At 41.4% G+C, this 18,271-nt stretch carries 16 protein-coding genes; all 16 read right to left on the bottom strand.

Annotated features, from left to right (window positions below):
* Positions 1–2 precede the first annotated feature (2 nt).
* Positions 3–1,235: a glycosyltransferase gene (locus AB4Z29_RS22745; protein WP_441945271.1), complete on the bottom strand. Its 1,233-nt coding sequence runs from the start codon at positions 1,233–1,235 to the stop codon at positions 3–5.
* Between the two features lie 29 nt (positions 1,236–1,264).
* A complete protein-coding gene (locus AB4Z29_RS22740) occupies positions 1,265–2,182 on the bottom strand; it encodes an ATP-grasp fold amidoligase family protein (protein WP_441945270.1) in 918 nt (305 codons plus the stop codon).
* Positions 2,183–2,219: 37 nt separating this feature from the next.
* Entirely contained in the window at positions 2,220–3,305 is a 1,086-nt protein-coding gene (locus AB4Z29_RS22735) for a glycosyltransferase family 4 protein (protein WP_441945269.1), read from the bottom strand.
* Between the two features lies 1 nt (position 3,306).
* On the bottom strand, positions 3,307–4,161 hold the full coding sequence (locus AB4Z29_RS22730) for an NAD-dependent epimerase/dehydratase family protein (protein WP_441945268.1): 855 nt from the start codon (positions 4,159–4,161) through the stop codon (positions 3,307–3,309).
* Positions 4,162–4,211: 50 nt separating this feature from the next.
* Complete coding sequence (locus tag AB4Z29_RS22725; RefSeq protein ID WP_441945357.1) at positions 4,212–4,829, bottom strand: sugar transferase; 618 nt, start codon at positions 4,827–4,829, stop codon at positions 4,212–4,214.
* A gap of 8 nt (positions 4,830–4,837) precedes the next feature.
* On the bottom strand, positions 4,838–6,220 hold the full coding sequence (gene tuaD, locus AB4Z29_RS22720; RefSeq protein WP_441945267.1) for a UDP-glucose 6-dehydrogenase TuaD: 1,383 nt from the start codon (positions 6,218–6,220) through the stop codon (positions 4,838–4,840).
* A 58-nt stretch (positions 6,221–6,278) separates the two neighbouring features.
* Positions 6,279–7,163, bottom strand: coding sequence for a UTP--glucose-1-phosphate uridylyltransferase GalU (galU, locus tag AB4Z29_RS22715; RefSeq protein WP_441945266.1), 885 nt, complete (start codon positions 7,161–7,163; stop codon positions 6,279–6,281).
* Positions 7,164–7,196: 33 nt separating this feature from the next.
* The gene (locus AB4Z29_RS22710) at positions 7,197–7,817 is read right to left on the bottom strand and encodes a hypothetical protein (RefSeq protein ID WP_441945265.1); all 621 of its coding nucleotides are present in this window, start codon (positions 7,815–7,817) and stop codon (positions 7,197–7,199) included.
* A gap of 32 nt (positions 7,818–7,849) precedes the next feature.
* Entirely contained in the window at positions 7,850–9,682 is a 1,833-nt protein-coding gene (locus AB4Z29_RS22705) for a polysaccharide biosynthesis protein (RefSeq protein WP_441945264.1), read from the bottom strand.
* Positions 9,683–9,728: 46 nt separating this feature from the next.
* A complete protein-coding gene (locus AB4Z29_RS22700; RefSeq protein ID WP_441945263.1) occupies positions 9,729–10,421 on the bottom strand; it encodes a CpsD/CapB family tyrosine-protein kinase in 693 nt (230 codons plus the stop codon).
* The gene (locus tag AB4Z29_RS22695; RefSeq protein WP_441945262.1) at positions 10,402–11,169 is read right to left on the bottom strand and encodes a YveK family protein; all 768 of its coding nucleotides are present in this window, start codon (positions 11,167–11,169) and stop codon (positions 10,402–10,404) included. The genes AB4Z29_RS22700 and AB4Z29_RS22695 overlap by 20 nt, the downstream gene beginning before the upstream one ends.
* A gap of 158 nt (positions 11,170–11,327) precedes the next feature.
* Entirely contained in the window at positions 11,328–13,418 is a 2,091-nt protein-coding gene (locus AB4Z29_RS22690) for an S-layer homology domain-containing protein (protein ID WP_441945261.1), read from the bottom strand.
* A gap of 102 nt (positions 13,419–13,520) precedes the next feature.
* Entirely contained in the window at positions 13,521–14,306 is a 786-nt protein-coding gene (locus tag AB4Z29_RS22685; RefSeq protein WP_441945260.1) for a tyrosine-protein phosphatase, read from the bottom strand.
* A gap of 220 nt (positions 14,307–14,526) precedes the next feature.
* A complete protein-coding gene (locus tag AB4Z29_RS22680; RefSeq protein WP_441945259.1) occupies positions 14,527–15,504 on the bottom strand; it encodes a diaminopimelate dehydrogenase in 978 nt (325 codons plus the stop codon).
* Between the two features lie 33 nt (positions 15,505–15,537).
* Positions 15,538–16,797, bottom strand: coding sequence for a Glu/Leu/Phe/Val family dehydrogenase (locus AB4Z29_RS22675; protein WP_441945258.1), 1,260 nt, complete (start codon positions 16,795–16,797; stop codon positions 15,538–15,540).
* Positions 16,798–17,086: 289 nt separating this feature from the next.
* A complete protein-coding gene (locus AB4Z29_RS22670; RefSeq protein WP_441945257.1) occupies positions 17,087–18,253 on the bottom strand; it encodes a mannitol-1-phosphate 5-dehydrogenase in 1,167 nt (388 codons plus the stop codon).
* Positions 18,254–18,271: the final 18 nt, after the last annotated feature.

Here is an 18,271-nt window from a genome sequence, read left to right as displayed (position 1 = left end):
ACTCATCTCCTTACATCAATTAAATTAAAGAAAGTTTTTAAATCATTTTCAAAATGGCTAAAATAGAATATATTATTTTCATTACAATAATTCTTCATACTAATTATTTTATGCCTTTCTAATTTGAGTATTTTAACTAACCTAGAGAAGGAATCATCAACATTATCCATATTTAAAAAATACCCATTTTCACCTTCAACTATATAATCTTTCAAATCACTGGTTTGATTGGTTATAACTGGAGTCCCACAACTTATGCTTTCAGATATTTTTGTGGGAAAACCAGCCATAGTCGCTCTATTCACATCTCTAATAAGAATTGTAAAGTCAGATTTCTCCACAAAACCAACAATTTCATCATTATTCTTAAATCCATGAAAAACTATATTCAAACCTAAATAATTTACATATTCTTCCTGTGAAGGAATTGATTTTATATAATCATCTCTTGTAAAACCATACACATTAAATATAAAGCTACATCCGCTTTTTTTAGCTTTCCAAAGTAACAGTATCGTCTTGTCAATTCTATCTTTCATGTAACTAGGATCTACAACTCTACTACCAATCCTAAATGGTAAACCGGCATACATTATAATCACTTGACCAGCATCATTAGTAGTTCTTTCCTGTAACATATCTTTCTTTATAAATGTTGATAGAGGTGGAATGATGACTGTATTACACCCTTTTCCTCTGTAATAATCCGATAAATACTTACTTATCGTAATAATACCATCAGTTCTTTTATTCAAATAGGCTTTTTGATAAGTATTATCAGCCCATTTTATAAGGTTGAACAATATATTATTACTCTTAACAATAAGCCAGTCAACACAGTCTGCAACTATTCTTATATCCCGTTCTTTACAATAACGCATCAACTTCATATTAAACAGTGATAAGCTAGGGCTACCATAATAAATTACAAGATCTAAACCATCTAACAATTCTTCTGACTCTAATAAGTCGACTAGTTTTTTATAAGTCTTATTATAATTCACCCAATCCAAATTGCTCTTGGGGTATGGAAAATTATAATATGTAAAGCCCTCATATTCTGTTTTTGTGTTCTTTAAAGGTAATGAATCAGTGACTTCTTTACTCATTCCAATAAAAACAACTTCACGGCCCATTTTCTGCATTATTTTGCCATTTGCTAAAACCCTTTTACCAGCTGCGTTTCCATTTGGGAACGAAAAGTTTCCTACATAAAGAACAATACTTTTTTTCAATTTGGCTACCACCCAAAATTCCATTTTGTCTATTTTTCACTAATTACTTTTTGGCATAATTCAAACTGCTCACCCAAAATATAATCAAACTCATCTGGTTCAAATGATGTATAACCACTAGCATTATAGAAGGTAAGTTCGCCAAATATAATTTCTCCGTTAATGTTATAAAAATCCACTCTTACATGCGGGAAATCTTCCGAAAGTTTGGTCGCTATTTCGACCATTTTTTCAAAATTCTTTGGTTTAGGCAAATCGATGGTGATCTCTGCAAAATCAGTTCTTTTATAAGGTAATTTAATAAAGTCCACATTATAAAAACTAAGTTTTCCGTTGTCGTGATTATCGGTGTAATCAATCATCGTGTACAAGCAATATACTTTACCATTAAAACAAAAAAACTTATAATCTGGTAGGTCGTTATTAATATCTCTCTCTATTAATTTTTCAATAATAATCTTAGGTTTTATGTCATGATAACACCATTCTCTACCGGGGGAATATTTTTTAGGACGCATCCAAATTTGTAATTGCCTCTTTATTGAATCAACATCCATTACGTCTTTATTATCTACAAAGATATTAGTCCCTGAAGCATTATTAACTTTTATTGCAAACCTTTTAGGTAATGATTCAAAATTAATATGTTCTACGCTTTCATAAACACCATAAAGTTCATTTAAAATACTTCCATATCCTTTTCTCTCAACATAGCTCCTTACCGCATACTTATCAGAACACTGTGTCATTAGTTTATCCCGATAATAGAGCTTATACCATTGGAGTTTCTCGGTGTATCTTTTCGGTTTTTTTAAATTCAAATTCCTACCATTTTTAATTCTATATTGCAATTTAAGCATTTCCTTATCAGGTAAAAAATTCAGCAAATTCAAAAGTTTTAATCGTAAATCTTTACTTTTTATGATCTTCTTATAATCTACCTTCATGCGGTTCACCTTTTACTCTCATAATTTAAATCATTTATTAATTTATTTTTTCGATCTCATCTAAATATGCATTAACAACTATTTTTCTATCAAACTCCTTTTCTACCTTAGCTCTGCCTGCTAATCCCATAGCTATCTTTTGTTCATAGCTCAAATCAATAAATTCTTCTATCTTTTCAATTAAGTCCATACTATTCTTTTGTCCAACGACATAACCATTTATACCGCTGTCAACAATTTCCCGACACCCACTTCTATTAGTAGTAATTATCGGTCTACCACTCGCCGCGCTTTCTAACAAAACATTCGACATTCCTTCAGGATAATAAGTTGGATGTATCGTGCAGTGCGTCTTTTCTAAAAATACACGTACATCCTTTTGCATTCCATGATACTCCACAATATGTTTCATTGCTTGTAGCTTATCTTCATAAGCATCTTCACAGAATCCAAGAATATGAAATTTCGTATTTGGATACTTATTCTTGATATACTCAGCAGCCTCCAAGTATTGATCGATTCCTTTTTCCTTCATTATTCGTGATATAAATACAAACTCTATTGTACCGTCTGGTGGATATTCCAACAGTTCGAAATGTTCAAGATTAACTCCTGAACCAGGAATTAACCTATGCTTATCCTTAGCTATATTTTCATTCTCAAAAAACAATTTGTTCTCGTTGTTCTGAAAAAACAAGCAACTAATGTTCTTAAATGCGACTTTATAAAGCATTACAGATATTTTCTGCATAATTCCCGCATTTTCCACTGCAGTTCCGAGCCCCGTTATATTCGCTATATAAGGAATACCTAAAAATCTGCATACCATTCCGCCATATATATTTGGTTTAATTGTATAAGAGAGCATGACATCAGGTTTTATTCTCTTCAGTATTTTTTTATAGTTCAACAACAATTTGATATCTGTAATGGGGTTAGTTCCTCTTCTATCTAAAGGAAGGTCAATAAACTCACAACCCATTTTTTTTAATAGCTCGACCTTTTCACCATACGGTAGTACAAGATATACTTTAAATCCTTTATCGATTAAGCCTTGTATAATTTCTTTCCGAAAATTATAGGTGTATGCATCATGATTTGTTAATATAACCGCCCTTTTCATACTATGCCTCCGATAATATTATCGACTCTTTTGTAGCCGTCACACAGTATTCCGATGTATCTTGTTCATAAATTAAACTTCCAAATAATTTACTTAATGCATTTATTCTATTCACTAATGGGAATATTAGAAAATTAACCATTTTAGTCAATCTCACATTTTTTCCGTGAGCCTCTGATATAAGTTTTACCATTTCACTAGTATTCATATATTCAGCATTTTGAGGCATAAATACTCCTGATCTATATTCCTTAATCACAAGCATAATAAATTGTGATAGATTGTCGATATATATCATGCTTCTTCTATTTTCAATTTCAGGAAAAACAGGCACAAAGAGCACCATTCTCGCTAATTTCGCATAGTTTCCTTTGCAATTTTTCCCGTATACCATTGGCGGTCTAATGGTTGTAACTATGAAATTTTCATCTTGAAGATGTTTAATCTTCTCTTCTGCTTGTAATTTTGAAATACCGTAGTTGCTCTTAGGATTGGGAATTGTATCTTTACTTATTACACCACTCTCAATACCATATACGCTCATTGTACTAATGAATATAAACTGTTTAACTCCATCTCTTTTAGCTTTTAAGGCCAATTCAATGGTTAGGTCACGATTTACTTGATAATATAATTCCTTGTTTTTCTTAGTTTCATTAACATGAGCAATACCAGCAACGTGTAAGATAACATCATAACTAGAAAATACTATTTTTCTCCAATCATCTGTACGGCAGGAGATAAAGCTAATTGAGTAATTATTATTTGATTTGGCCCAATTTGCAAACGAATTTCCGATATAGCTGTTCTTAGCTGTAATAAGTATATTCTTTTTATCTTTGGTTACTTCGTTCATTTCTTGTCATACTCCTGACTCCTGCTGTATCAGATTTTTATGTATATTAATTAATTCCTTAATTCATTTTTTCTAGATATGTTACCTGTACCACCTTCGACAACACCATCACTCTTTAAGACACTTACTATCGTCCCAAAGAAACACTTTGTATCCATAACTAAGCCCATCTTTTTAACATACTCACCATCTAGCCTTGATTTGACCTCAATAGGCAGTTCATCTCTACCATTAATCTGTGCCCAGCCTGTCAAACCAGGTATTATATCGTTAGCACCATACTTGTCCCTCTCGGCAATCAAGTCGTGTTGGTTCCAAAGAGCCGGCCGAGGACCTATGATCGACATTTGTCCAACAACGATATTCCATATTTGTGGTATCTCATCAAGCGATGTTCTCCTAAGGAATTTCCCAACACGAGTTATATATTGATCGGCGTTAGAAAGCAAATGTGTTGGGGTATCCTTAGGTGTATCTATTCGCATTGTTCGAAATTTCAGAATGTAAAAGTGTCTTTTATTGATGCCTATTCGCCTTTGTTTAAATAAGACTGGCCCTCTAGAGTCCAGCTTTATGGCTGCAATCAGTACTAAAATAACTGGGAATAATACAACTAAACCTATAAAGGAAAAAAGAAAATCTATTAATCGCTTAATCTTTAAATATATCATCCGCTTTAATCACCTGCCTCGAAGCTATATCCTAACTTTCGCAATCTTTTATCCGAATTAATTCCATCCTGTTTCTCACCATATACATTAGATCTTCCAATAGAAGAATATGTAAATCCTTTTTCCCTCATTAAATCCGGTTCAAAGCAGTTTCTTCCATCAACAATAATAGGCTCTTTCAACAATAGTTTGACCTGATCGAGATTCATTCTTTTAATATCTTCCCACTCGGTAAGAATCAAGCAAACATCACAATCCTTTACCGTTTCATATAGGGTTTTCTCGTATATGATTTTATCTCCGAAATGAATTTTCGCTTCTTTAGCTGCAATAGGATCAAATGCCTTTATCTTTGCACCTTGTTGTAGCAACTTTGGAATAATAGATATCGATGGAGCATCACGCATATCATCTGTATTCGGTTTGAATGCCAGACCTAGAATACCAATTGTTTTGCCTTTAAGCTCTCCAACAAGCTCTTTTAGTTTTTGTATTACGACAATTCGCTGTTTCTCATTTGTTTCTATGACTGACTTCATCAGCCTAAATTCATAGCCTGCACTTTCAGCAATATGTACGATTGCATGTGTATCCTTTGGAAAGCAAGATCCGCCATAACCAATACCCGCTTGAAGAAATTTAGAGCCAATTCTGGAATCCAACCCCATTCCTGCTGCTACATCAGTTACATCGGCTCCTACCCGTTCGCAAATATTTGCAATGGAATTAATAAATGAAATCTTAGTTGCTAAAAATGTATTTGAAGCGTACTTAATCATTTCAGCGCTCTCAAGATCGGTAATAAAGATATTCGTATTAAATGGTTCGTGCAGCTCTTCAATGAGCCTCGCAGCTCGATCACTAGTAGCGCCAATAATAGCCCTTTCCATATTCATACAGTCGGCAATGGCAGATCCTTCTTTCAGAAATTCTGGATTTGATACAACGTCGAAGGACAACTTTTTATCTTGCAAATTCTCTCTTATAATTCTCTCTACCAGTCTCCCAGTCCCTACTGGGACGGTACTTTTATTCACGATAACCTTATACTCATTGAGATTAGCACCGATAGTTTGGGCTACTGAGGTTACGTAACGTAGATCAGCCTCACCTGTAATAGACATTGGTGTTCCTACTGCTATATAAATAATATCAGCCGTTTGTATAGCAGAGGCTATATCCGTTGTGAACTGCAATCGGCCTGCCTCAACATTATTCTTTAATAGTTCTTCAAGTCCTGGCTCATATATGGGAATAATCCCACGTTTTAAGTTATTAATTTTTTGCTGATCTATATCGCAGCAGATTATACTATTTCCTATATGGGAGAAGCATGTTCCCGATACTAGTCCCACATAACCGGTACCTATAACTGCAATTCTTTTCATTTTAAATAGCCTCCTTTACATACTATTTACTATTCTCAACATTCATAATTACTCTATCTTATATTTGAATCGTTGCTTCTTTATCGAGTAGTTGCTTAAGATAAACCATAAGCTCATTCCTTAAATCCTCACGTTGCATTGCAAACTCCAGCTGCGTCTTAATGAACCCAATTTTCTCGCCAACATCATACCTTGTTCCTTCAAAATCATAAGCATAAACAATCTCTGTAAGGTTTAACTCAGCAATTGCATCGGTAAGTTGGATTTCACCGCCAGCACCTGGTCTTTGGTTTTCGAGGATTTCAAAAATTCGAGGGCTCAATATGCAGCGCCCCATAATCGCTATATTAGATGGAGCCTCTTCCTTTTTGGGCTTTTCCACCAAATTATTCACACGAAAAAGACGGTCATGAATATCTATCCCGTCTACTATTCCATATCTGGATACTTCATCCGGTAACACGGTCTGTACGCCAATAATAGATGAAATATATCGATCATATTGTTCAGTCATCTGCTTCAAGCAAGGTTTTTCTGCCTGCACAATATCGTCGCCAAGTAGAACAGCGAACGGTTCGTTGCCAATAAACTTCCTAGCACACCATATGGCGTGTCCTAATCCCTTCGCTTCCTTCTGGCGTATATAATGAATATCGACCATTTTGGAAGATTTCTGAACCTCATTCAGCAGCTCAAGTTTCCCTTTCTCAAGCAAGCTTTGCTCCAGCTCGAAGGAGTTGTCGAAGTGATCCTCGATCGCCCGTTTGCCTTTGCCGGTCACAATAATAATATCCTCAATACCCGACGCTACAGCTTCTTCAACAATGTATTGAATGGTAGGTTTATCGACAATAGGCAGCATTTCCTTCGGCATCGCCTTTGTAGCCGGTAGGAATCTAGTCCCCAGACCAGCCGCCGGTATTATGGCTTTGCGTACCCTCAACTACAATTCCTCCTCTATCATTAGCAAGCAGAACTATTTCTCAGTAACTACCTCATCATAAGACTTCCCTTTACTCATTCCATACTTCTTAGCTATCTGAATGAGCTCATCGTATTGCTCTGGTGTTAATTTCTCCAGAATAATACTTCTGGCTTGTTTTTTATCTTCCACACTGAGTCCACCGCTTGCTAGAGCCTGCAATTCTTTAATATCCGACATGCTCAATTCTTTTAAAAATACAGAGGTCAGTTGAGCCTTCTCACTTACCGTAATCTTCTCTTGAACATCCTTCGCTTTATCAATACTAACCTCTGCGTTATACCCTTTATCGGAAGGCTTATCATCCATTTCTATATTTCCACTATTGTCTTTTTCTCCTGTGTTTTCTACATTAGTAGTAGTTTTATCGTCAGGGGGTGTCTCCCCTTTTCCTTCCCCTTCAGTCGGAGCATCTGTTGCATTTGGCTCTGGTTCTGTATCTTCCACGATCGTACCAGTAACGGTTTCATTTAGGATTTCATTCTCAAGGCTCTCTGATAATGAAGAAATAAGCTTATCAACAGCATAGTTCGCTGCGAACAAGCCGCCTATTCCTAATATGACAATGATTGAAGCAACCCAAATGATGACTTTTTTCCATTTTTTCTTACGCATATGTATTCTCCTCCGCTCTCATTAAGTGTCTGTTAAGATACATGTGAATAAAAAGGGACCAGATGCTCAATCACGTCTTTAATGCTTGCTTGGTCTTCACTGATGACTTTTTCTATTCGTTTGAACTGGAGCTCAAGCTCCGCTCTATTGATTTGCGAAGGTTTTCCGATATAGATGCGTTCATGCTGCGTAGAGCTTACCGCCTCTTCTGTCGTCAATAACTCCTCGAACAGCTTCTCGCCTTCACGCATGCCGCTGAAGTTAATATCAATGTCTGCATAAGGCTCATAACCGGACAACCTAATGAGATCCTGAGCCAAATCAAGAATTTTCACTGGTTTGCCCATATCCAGGACGAATATTTCTCCGCCCTTGGCGAATGAGCCTGCTTGAATCACTAGCTGAACCGCTTCTGGAATGGTCATGAAATATCGAACCATATCCGGATGCGTTACGGTGACCGGCCCTCCTGCTGCGATTTGCTCCTTAAACCTTGGAATAACGCTGCCTCTGCTGCCAAGCACGTTGCCGAATCGGACCGCTACGAACTGGGTTTCACTCACTGTATTGATACTCTGTATGTACATCTCTGCTATTCTCTTGGTGGCTCCCATAATACTGGAAGGATTAACGGCTTTATCGGAGGAAATCATAACAAATCGTTCAACACCGTATTTATCTGCAGAGTCAGCGACGTTCTTGGTTCCGAATACATTGTTTTTCAAAGCCTCTGACGGGTTGCGTTCCATCAGCGGTACGTGCTTATGAGCTGCTGCATGGAAGACAACCTGCGGCTTGAATCTACGGAATACCTCTTCCATACGGCTGCGATCTTGAATATCTGCGATGACAGTCTCTAATAGCACATTCGGGAATTTTGTTCTGAGCTCCATTTCAATCGTATAAATGCTATTCTCACCGTGTCCAAGAAGCAATAGACGCGATGGATCGAATGTAGCGATTTGGCGACAAAGCTCGGAACCAATAGAACCTCCCGCACCCGTAACTAAGACCACTTTCTCAGAAACATAACTAGCAATTCCTTCGAGGTCTGCCATAACGGGCTCACGTCCCAGCAGATCCTCAACCTCCACATTCCTTAACGTCTTGACCGCTAATCGTCCTTTAATAAAGTCATTAATGGAGGGAATAATCTTGACCTTCGCACCTGTCAGCTTGCAAATATTAATAATATCGGATATATTCGCCCTTTTTGCGGACGGCATAGCGATAATAATGTCATGGATTTGATATTGCTGTACTAATCGTTCAATTTGGAGACGATTCCCAAGGACGGGAAGGCCATATACCTGCATATTTCTTTTATTTATATCATCGTCTATAAAACCAATAATGCGATTGCCCGTGAAGCTGTTGCTTGTCATGATTTCTTTGGCAATTAAAGCCCCGCAATCGCCTGCGCCAACAACTAAAACATGATTTGTAAATTCTTTCTTCTTCGTTCTATTCACCCGGATTAACCGCCAGAGAAAGCGCGAGCCCCCCATTAACAGCAGCATAAGCTCCAAGGTGCGGCTTGTGATCGACAACGGAACGCGTTCTCCACTCAGTAAATAAGTGGTTGCATAAGATAATACCAGTCCAATAATAATAGCTTTGGCCAGTTCTATGATTTCTCCGATGCTGGCATACTGCCACATCCGCTTGTACATACGGAAAAAGGCTAGGCTGCTGCCACAAATAACGGTAGTGATTAGTGCAAATACAAGCATTTGAAATTCATAGAAGGGAGGGATCTGACTATTAAAGCGAAACAGATAAGAAATCGAAATCGCTACCCATATAATACAAATATCTATTACTAGTATGATTAGCATTCTATTTCTATTGCTAAGCTTACTCATCTTACTCATCCCTCCAGAACAACGTTCACCTACGAATTTATATACGCTATTTGTCTTGAACACCATAATAATAGTAATAGGCTTCTTCATTTGCCTTGCGCTTCACATTGTTCAGTACGACCCCTAAAATACGCGCATTTACGCTTTCTAGATTTTTCACCGCTTTGCTCGCAATCTCGCGTTTCACTCTGCCCTGATCCACGACCAAAATTACGCCGTCACTCTTAGTGGCAACAATCTGTGCGTCAGTTACGGCAAGCAGCGGCGGTGTATCGATCAATATGATGTCATACATTCTTCTTAATTGCTCAATGATTGCCGTCATACGCTTCGAGCCCATCATCTCTGCAGGGTTAGGCGGAATCGCTCCTGAAGTAATGACATCCAAATTCGCAACATCCGTCATCTGTATCACTTCCTCCAATGAGCATTGTTGCGATACAACGGAAGATAACCCCCAACGATTCGATATTGAGAAGGTATGATGTGCGGTTGGCTTACGAAGGTCAGCATCAATGAGAACAACCTTCTTCTCTGACTGTGCGAATGTAACTGCCAAATTCGTAATCGTCGTTGACTTCCCCTCGCCTGGGCCCGCAGAAGACACCATCAACACCTGAAGCTGCTCGTCTATCGATGAAAACTCAATGTTGGTACGGAGTGCACGATAGGACTCTGATATCGGAGAACGAGGACTCGTTAGTGTAATAATCTGACGCTTATTTTTCAATCGAGACACGCTCTAATTCACCTGCCTTGTAGGTTTGGTTTGCACTGCTTTTTTGTTTGGAAATTGCATCCTCCGTATTCATTCTTGAGATCATCGCAAGCGTTGGCTGACCCAAATATTGCAGAACATCCGCTTCTGTCTTTATTGTGTCGTCCATGTATTCGAGTAAGAAGGTGATGCCTACCGCAATCATAAGGGAAACAACAAACGCGATTGCAACATTTAGCGGCACATTAGGAGCAACAGGACTTGGCTCCGCATTAACAACCGCTTCATTTAGAATAGAAACATTCTCGACCTTAAAGATGTGCTGGATTTCTTCCCGGAAAACGTTGGATACCGCATTCACGACCTGCGCCGCCTGCTTGTAGTCCACGTCTTGAACAATTAATGTCATAACCTGCGTGTTATTTACGGAGCTTACTGTTATTTTGCGAGAAAGCTCTTCCGCTGTTAACCCAAGCTCTGCATATTGTGAGGCTACTTTATCTAGAATTGCCGGCGTTTTGATAATCTCTTTATACGTATCAATCATCTTGATATTGGAGTTAATCTGATTGAGGTCGAGCTGGCCGGTCGCCATCTGTGTAGTTGTTTGATTGACAATAATTTTTGTCGAGGCTTCATAGATGGGGTCTTTGAAGAACAAGCTGACAACAGCTGCTGCCGCTGTACAGATAAATACAAATAAAATAATGAGTGCTAATCTCTTCTTAATGATAGCCATATACTGACGTAGATCTAGTTCGTTAGACACTATATATTCCTCCAAAGGATATAGCCTTCAAGTTTCTATCCGATTCTATTGGACTATATTCAATTAAAAATGATCTATGGTTTGACAACATTCTACTGTCTGCGTAAAAAAATCTTCCTCCCACCTTCATGAGAGGAAGATCTCTTTATTTCGTTTGCTTACTTGTCGAATTTAAGCGCTCTGTAAATAATAACTGCCGCTTCAGCACGAGTCGCATTATTCTTCGGCAAGAACTTGCCTGCATTGCCAACTACGATATTGTGTGAAGCCGCAAATGCAACGCCATCCTTCAAGGTAGCATTGATATTGCCTGCATCTGCGAAGCCCTTCAAAGCTGCATTCACATCCGCAACGTCCGTCGCGCCTCTCGATACTTTCAAAGCACGAGCAATCATAGTTGCCATTTCTGCCCGAGTAATGGTCGCGTTAGGATCGAATTTCGTTTCCGAACGACCGTTAATAATTTTCAGTTGAGCCGCAGCAGATACATACGGCGCAAACCAATCATCCGAATCGACATCCGCGAACGTTTCTGTTGCCGAACCATTCTCTAGGTCTAAAGCGCGAATGAGCATTTTTGCGAATTCAGCACGCGTCACTTTATCCTGAGGCACAAACTTGCCTTCAGACTTGCCTTCGATAGCACCTTTGGCAGCTACGACTGTAATCTCACGGCCAGCCCAAGCTTCAACCTTAGCAAGATCTGAGAAAGATACTTTATTCTCTACAACTACGTATGAGGAGAAAGAGTCACGGTTCTCAATAATGGAGTTTCCAGATACGCGTCCGCCATGGAATACTAGCTTGCCGTCTACGATCTTAGCTACTGAAAGCAGCTCTTGATCCAGCCCTGTTGTATCTCCAAGCGGAAGACCGATTAGAATCGGCTTATCGAACGATGTTTTCGCTGCTCCACCAATGGTTAAGCTGAAATCATAAACCTCAGAGACAGCTTTCAAATTACCTACTACCGCTGCAGTCGCATCTGTCTTCTTCACGGTCAAAGCAAGAGCCGATGAGAATGAACCGCCAACCGGCAAGGTAACTTCGAATTTGTTCACGGTAAAGGCTGCACCGGAGATGTGTCCAGCAGCAGCAGCTTTAACAGCTGCATCAGATAGATTAAGCACAACATCCTTCAATGTTACTGTACCTAAATCAATCTTCAAAGTTGTCTTAGGTAGCGCAGAGGCTGGAGCCAACTCATTTACTTTCGCTGCAACTACATTAATTCCAGAAATCAAGGACAATACACTGGTTTCATTAAGCTGAAGAACCGCCTGCCCGTTCACCGAGCTTACATTCGACGAAGCATTAATGGTTGCAAGCTTCGCAATCTCTGCTTGCGCATCTGTTACAAATTTTGTGATAATAGCCGCTTTCTCTGCTTCAGTAGCTTTATCAAGAGCTGCTTTCAGTTCATCAAGCAATTTTGTTGTCGACGCAGGAAGCGCTACAACTGATGTTCCTGTGCCTGAATTCGAATCCGTCGGTGTTTGAAGTGAATTATATGCTTTGAACAAGGCAGCTGCTGCTGCAGTGAACTTGTTATCTTCAACTTCCGTTCTTGCCTCACTGAGAACTGCGATTACATCATTCGTATTCACGCCATAATGAAGGAATACCTTTTGAATTTTGTATTCGTTTTGTGGCAATGCAGCCAACACATCTCTCATCAGCTGTTGAAGGCTTGCGGAATCCGTCATGATATCGAGCAAATCAGACAAATCCTTTGAACCTACTTGATCTACAAGCTCTTTTTGAATATCGAAGAAATACTGAGCGATATCATCTACCGTCATCTCCCCAGCATTCGCTTCCGTAGCGAAGGATTGCAGCAATGAACCGTAGTTCGTACGCAGCGCATCAAGACCTTCAACTGAAGGGTTATACGACAAAGCAACTGCATCATAGAATAGATTCTCCAGCTGCGTTTCTTTCAGATGCAACGGATCAAGCTTATCGACGATTGGCGCAACAATATCGCCCTTCTTATGAATGTCCAAAGCATTCAATGCATTCTGAAGCGCCTTTACTGCATCCAGGCCACCGGTTGATACCAAAGCGTTATACAGCTTTTTGATATCCGTTACAACCTGAGAATTCTCAAGCGATGAGGAGGCATAAGCTATCCCATTTGCGCCAAGTTTTTCCGCTAGGCCTTTGCTGCTAAGCGGAATGCCGGCGAGAGCCGTTAAGGCTACGCTCGCTGCGATTGTGGATACTGCTAGTTTCTTTCTTAATGTCACGTCTTCTCACTCCTATTATATTTAATTAGTGGCACTCATCCGTTGGACGAACGACTAATAACACCCTTTTTCCCCTTCATATTCCATTGATTCAAACGAAGGCTAACTCTTGTAAAAATAGGAAGTCAAACGACGCAGAAACCCCTTGGAAGGAGCACTTACCTGTGGTTGGCTGTGAAATTTTTGGTCTACTATTATGTATTCGGCATTTGCTTGCAAATAATGAACCCACTGTTCTCCCATCCGCCTCTCAATGGCATCATATGCTTCGCGCAAGCGAAAACCGCGGCGAACAACATGATGAGCATCAGATGAAACGATATGGATATGCCCAGCCTTTAATAAGGACCACGCAGATTGCTCGATGCGTTTGCCAAAACCGCCAAGAAGAGAATGGCTGGTTACTTGAGCATATGCTCCGGCTTCAATCAGCTCTGCTAATCTTTCAGGATGCTGTACAACCTCTGCGTTTCTCTCAGGATGCGCTATGATAGGCTTTAGGTTTAAAATGGTGAGCTCGTGGATGAGCTCCATCATCGACTTCGGTATTCGAGAAGATGGCATCTCTATTAATACATAACTAGAGCCGGCTAACGGGAGTAATTCTTTCCTAGACCACGCGTCAAGCAGGTCTTCATGGACACGTATTTCCTGCCCAGACCGAATAGTAACAGGCACACCTTCAGCGATTAACTTCTCGTTAATCGCCTTAGTGTGCTCAGTCACGTATTGTGCGTCGTTCGTATAGGTCCCATTGGCGTGATGCGGGGTTGCAATAATGGTTGTGATTCCCTCTGAAGCGGCTGCCCGGGCCATGTCCAAAGTATCATTCCAATCCGCAGCACCATCGTCCAATCCGGGTAAAATATGTGTATGGATGTCTATCATGCTGATCTCACTTCCTAGTAGAATTTGATCAAAGCCACCTGATAGGCAGGTTTGAAACTATTCTACCATAGGAACTTAGATCTTTCAGCACTTCTCGCTATAATTCGACAGTATTACTTATCACTTATCGAGTATATCCTACAATTCCCAGATGCGTAAGTAAAAAAATGTAAAAATCGAAGGTTTGTTCAGAATTTGTTTAGAATTCTTTAAGTTTTTCCTAGAGAAGTTCCTTACGGAGTTCTGCGGCGGATTTTGGCGAAAGATAGGCAAAAGGGATATCGAACACGGTCTTAGCTCCTACTTGGCCTTCACGAGCAAGCTTGTAGGCAGCCCTAGCATATGCGACCAGGACACTAGCCGTAAATTCAGGATTGCTGTCCAGCTTCAATCCGAATTCGATAATTTGCGTACTGTTCTCGCCCGTCTTGCCGCTGCGAAGAACGGTACCGCCATGAGGCATAGAGGAGTGGTCGGCTTTCATCGTTGCTTCATCAATGAAATGAACCGTCGTATTATAGTCGGAGAAGTAGTTCGGCATGCTGCGGATTTCCTGAGCAATGGCTTCTTGGTCAGCACCTTCGTCAGCTACAACGTAGCAATCACGGATATGCTTCTCCCGCGTAGTCAGCTCTGGATTCTCGCCGCCGCGAACGCGATTGACCGCTTCTTCGCTCGGAATGGTGTATTGAACACCATGCTTAACACCGTTAACGCGGCGGATGGCATCGGAATGGCCTTGGCTCACACCTTTTCCCCAGAATGTATATTCTTTGCCCTCAGGCAGTATGGCTTCTGCAAGCAAGCGATTGAGGGAAAACAATCCTGGATCCCAGCCTGTTGAAATCACACTTACTTTGCCGCTTACTCTAGCCATTGCATCCACTTGCTCGAAGTATTCAGGAATACGCGCATGAGTATCGAAGCTGTCCACCGTGTGGAACATCCGGGCAAAAGCAGGACCCTGCTCAGGCAGATCTGTCGCTGATCCCCCGCAAAGAATCATCACATCGATAGCATCACTGAAACGCTCTGCTTCTTCAATGGAATAAGCTTGGACAGCTGACGGGATCGATGAAGGATCTCTGCGCGTAAAAATAGCATCCAGCTTCATGTCGGGACTTTGCTTGATGGCAAGCTCTACGCCTCGTCCTAAATTTCCGTAACCCACGATACCAATACGAATCTGTTCTGTCATGCTGCCGCCACCTTATCTTAGTTAATTTGATGCTTAGATCCAGCCTCTTGCTTCCATAGCCGCTGCGATCCGTTTAATCGATATCATATATGCTGCTGTACGAAGATCTGTTTTATGCTCTTTGGCAAGATCGCGAACAGCTACATAGGAAAGGATCATGTTCGTTTCAAGCTTCTCAAGCACTTCTGCCTCGCTCCAGTAATAGTTCATCAGGTTTTGCACCCATTCGAAATAGGAAACCGTTACGCCGCCGGCATTCGCCAGAACATCCGGGATAACCGTAATGCCATGGCTTGCAAGGATACGATCTGCCTCAGGCGTTGTTGGGCCGTTTGCAGCTTCTGCTACGATTTTTGCTTTGATGCGATCTGCATTCGCAGCTGTAATAACATTTTCAAGTGCTGCCGGCACAAGAATGTCTACGTCAAGCTCAAGCAGCGCTTCGTTGGAGATGACATACTCTTCTCCATATTCGCGGATAGAGGAGTTATCCTTCAGCTCAGAGATTCGCTCGATATCGATGCCTTCCGGATCATAAATTCCACCTCTGGAATCACTAACCGCTACGATTTTGCAGCCTGCCTCGCTGAGCAAACGAGCTGCAATGCGACCTGCGTTGCCGAAGCCTTGAATAGCGGCAGTCGCGTTCTGGGCCGGGATATGCATATCCTTCAGCGCAGCTAGAATCGTATATACACAGCCCTGCGCAGTCGCTTCATTGCGACCTTTGGAGCCCCCAATGATAAGTGGTTTGCCTGTAATAACTCCTGGCGAATTAACACCCTTCATTCTGCTGTACGTATCCATCATCCAGCCCATAACCTGTGGAGTAGTATATACATCCGGTGCCGGAATATCCTTGTCTGGTCCTACAAAATCAGCAATCGATTCCATGAATGCACGGCTGATCCGCTCAAGCTCGCCTTTGCTGAGAATACGAGGGTCACAAATAACGCCGCCTTTGCCGCCGCCGTATGGCAAGCCGACTACGCCGCATTTAAAGCTCATCCACATCGAAAGCGCTTTTACCTCATCTAGCGTAACATCAGGGTGGAAGCGAATACCGCCCTTAGTCGGTCCGATCGCATCATTATGCTGAGCTCGGTAACCTTCAAACACGCGAATCGAGCCGTCGTCCATGCGAACGGGAAAGCTAACCGACAGCACTCGCTTCGGCTTTTTAAGAATCTGCGTTACATGCTCAGGCAGTTTAAGATGAGCGGCTGCCGTGTCAATTTGCTGTTGTGCGATCTGGTACGGGTTTAATGTTTCTTGCACTATACTCACTGTCATTTCAGGTTCATTCCTTCTTCGTAGAGTCCGACTCCCATTCCATGGGAAGGCCGCTTTTCTGATTTTACCTGTTTCCATTGTATTTTAAAAGAAAAATTTAGCTGAAAAGTGCAAAAAATCTACGGATTTATCCATTGTCATGTTAGGTTTCATTGAGTGGTAGTTACTTTAACATCTGACATGGAACCATTAAAAAACTGTTTTGGAAGCTCAGGCATACAAAAAAGGGAAGGACCAGCTGGAGCTTCCGCTCCTGTCGATCCTTCCCCGCTATGCTATTATGGACTGCTTACTTATGGGAAGCATAAGACTCTTTGAGCGCTCCATAGCTGTCCACGATCTCTTGATGAAAGGCATGCTTATGGGGTATGCCCATATGTGCAGTGATTACGTCATGAATGCCAGAGCTTGCGATTGCAGCTTGCAGCGCAACGGCTTCCTCATCCTTCTCGTAATCAAATAAAAGTGCCGCTGCAATCGCCGACGTCAGGTGCGGTACCGACATTCCCAGCCCATGCGCCTGCAAGGCCGGCCTCACAAGCCGGTCATTCAAAGACAGCTTGCGCATCGGCGAGCGGCCTACACGTATTACGCTATCCGACAGCAGCGGATTCGTGAATCTCACCATCATTTTTTGTACATATCGGTCATGCTTTTTCTTATCCCAATGGTATTTGGAGGTTAGAATTCCGCCCGTCTCGCTTAGCACCTGCGACAATTCAGATCGTATGTGCGAGTCCGCCATCGCCTCTTGAATCGTTTCATAGCCTTCCAGATATCCGTGATACGCTGCGGTACAATGTCCCGTATTTACGGTAAATAACTTACGCTCAATGTAAGGTTCTAAGGCGTCAACATATTTGACGCCAGCGATCTCTTGAAAACCTTCCATCATTGCCGAGCGGTCTACGATCCATTCGAAGTAAGGCTCTACCGTTACTTTTAGCGGATCATCATGCTCCTGTACGGGGACGATTCGGTCGACTGCCGTATTCGGGAACGCGACGCAGCTATCTGCGTCTTGATGCAGTTCCGCAGGCAGATGCTCATACACCCTCCGTTTAAGAAGCGTGCTTCCTGATATGGCATTCTCGCAAGCGATAATATGCAGGGGTCTCTTATTCGTTCCCCGCAGTCGCAGCGCAATGCCTGCGGCGATAGATTCTGCGATATGCTTCAGCGCAGTTACCCCGACTGCTGTCGTAACGATATCGGCCGTCGCGACAGCCGATGCCACCTCCGCTTTATTTTTGCCGCTGATCGCAGTCACATTATTCACGATTTCCGTATCACGCTCTTCGTTCGCCAGCATAACGGAATACTGCTTCTGCTGCTGCAGCAGTCGAATCTTCTTTTCATTCCTCGCTATAAAGGTAACCTCATAGCCAGCATGGGACAGCAGAAGGCCAATAAACCCCCGGCCAATATTTCCAGCTCCAAAATGTACAGCCTTCATTGTCCGAACCCCCTTTGT

It is taken from the genome of Paenibacillus sp. 2TAB23 (assembly GCF_052115165.1).
Lineage (GTDB): Bacteria > Bacillota > Bacilli > Paenibacillales > Paenibacillaceae > Pristimantibacillus.
This window is presented reverse-complemented; position numbering and strand designations above follow the sequence as displayed.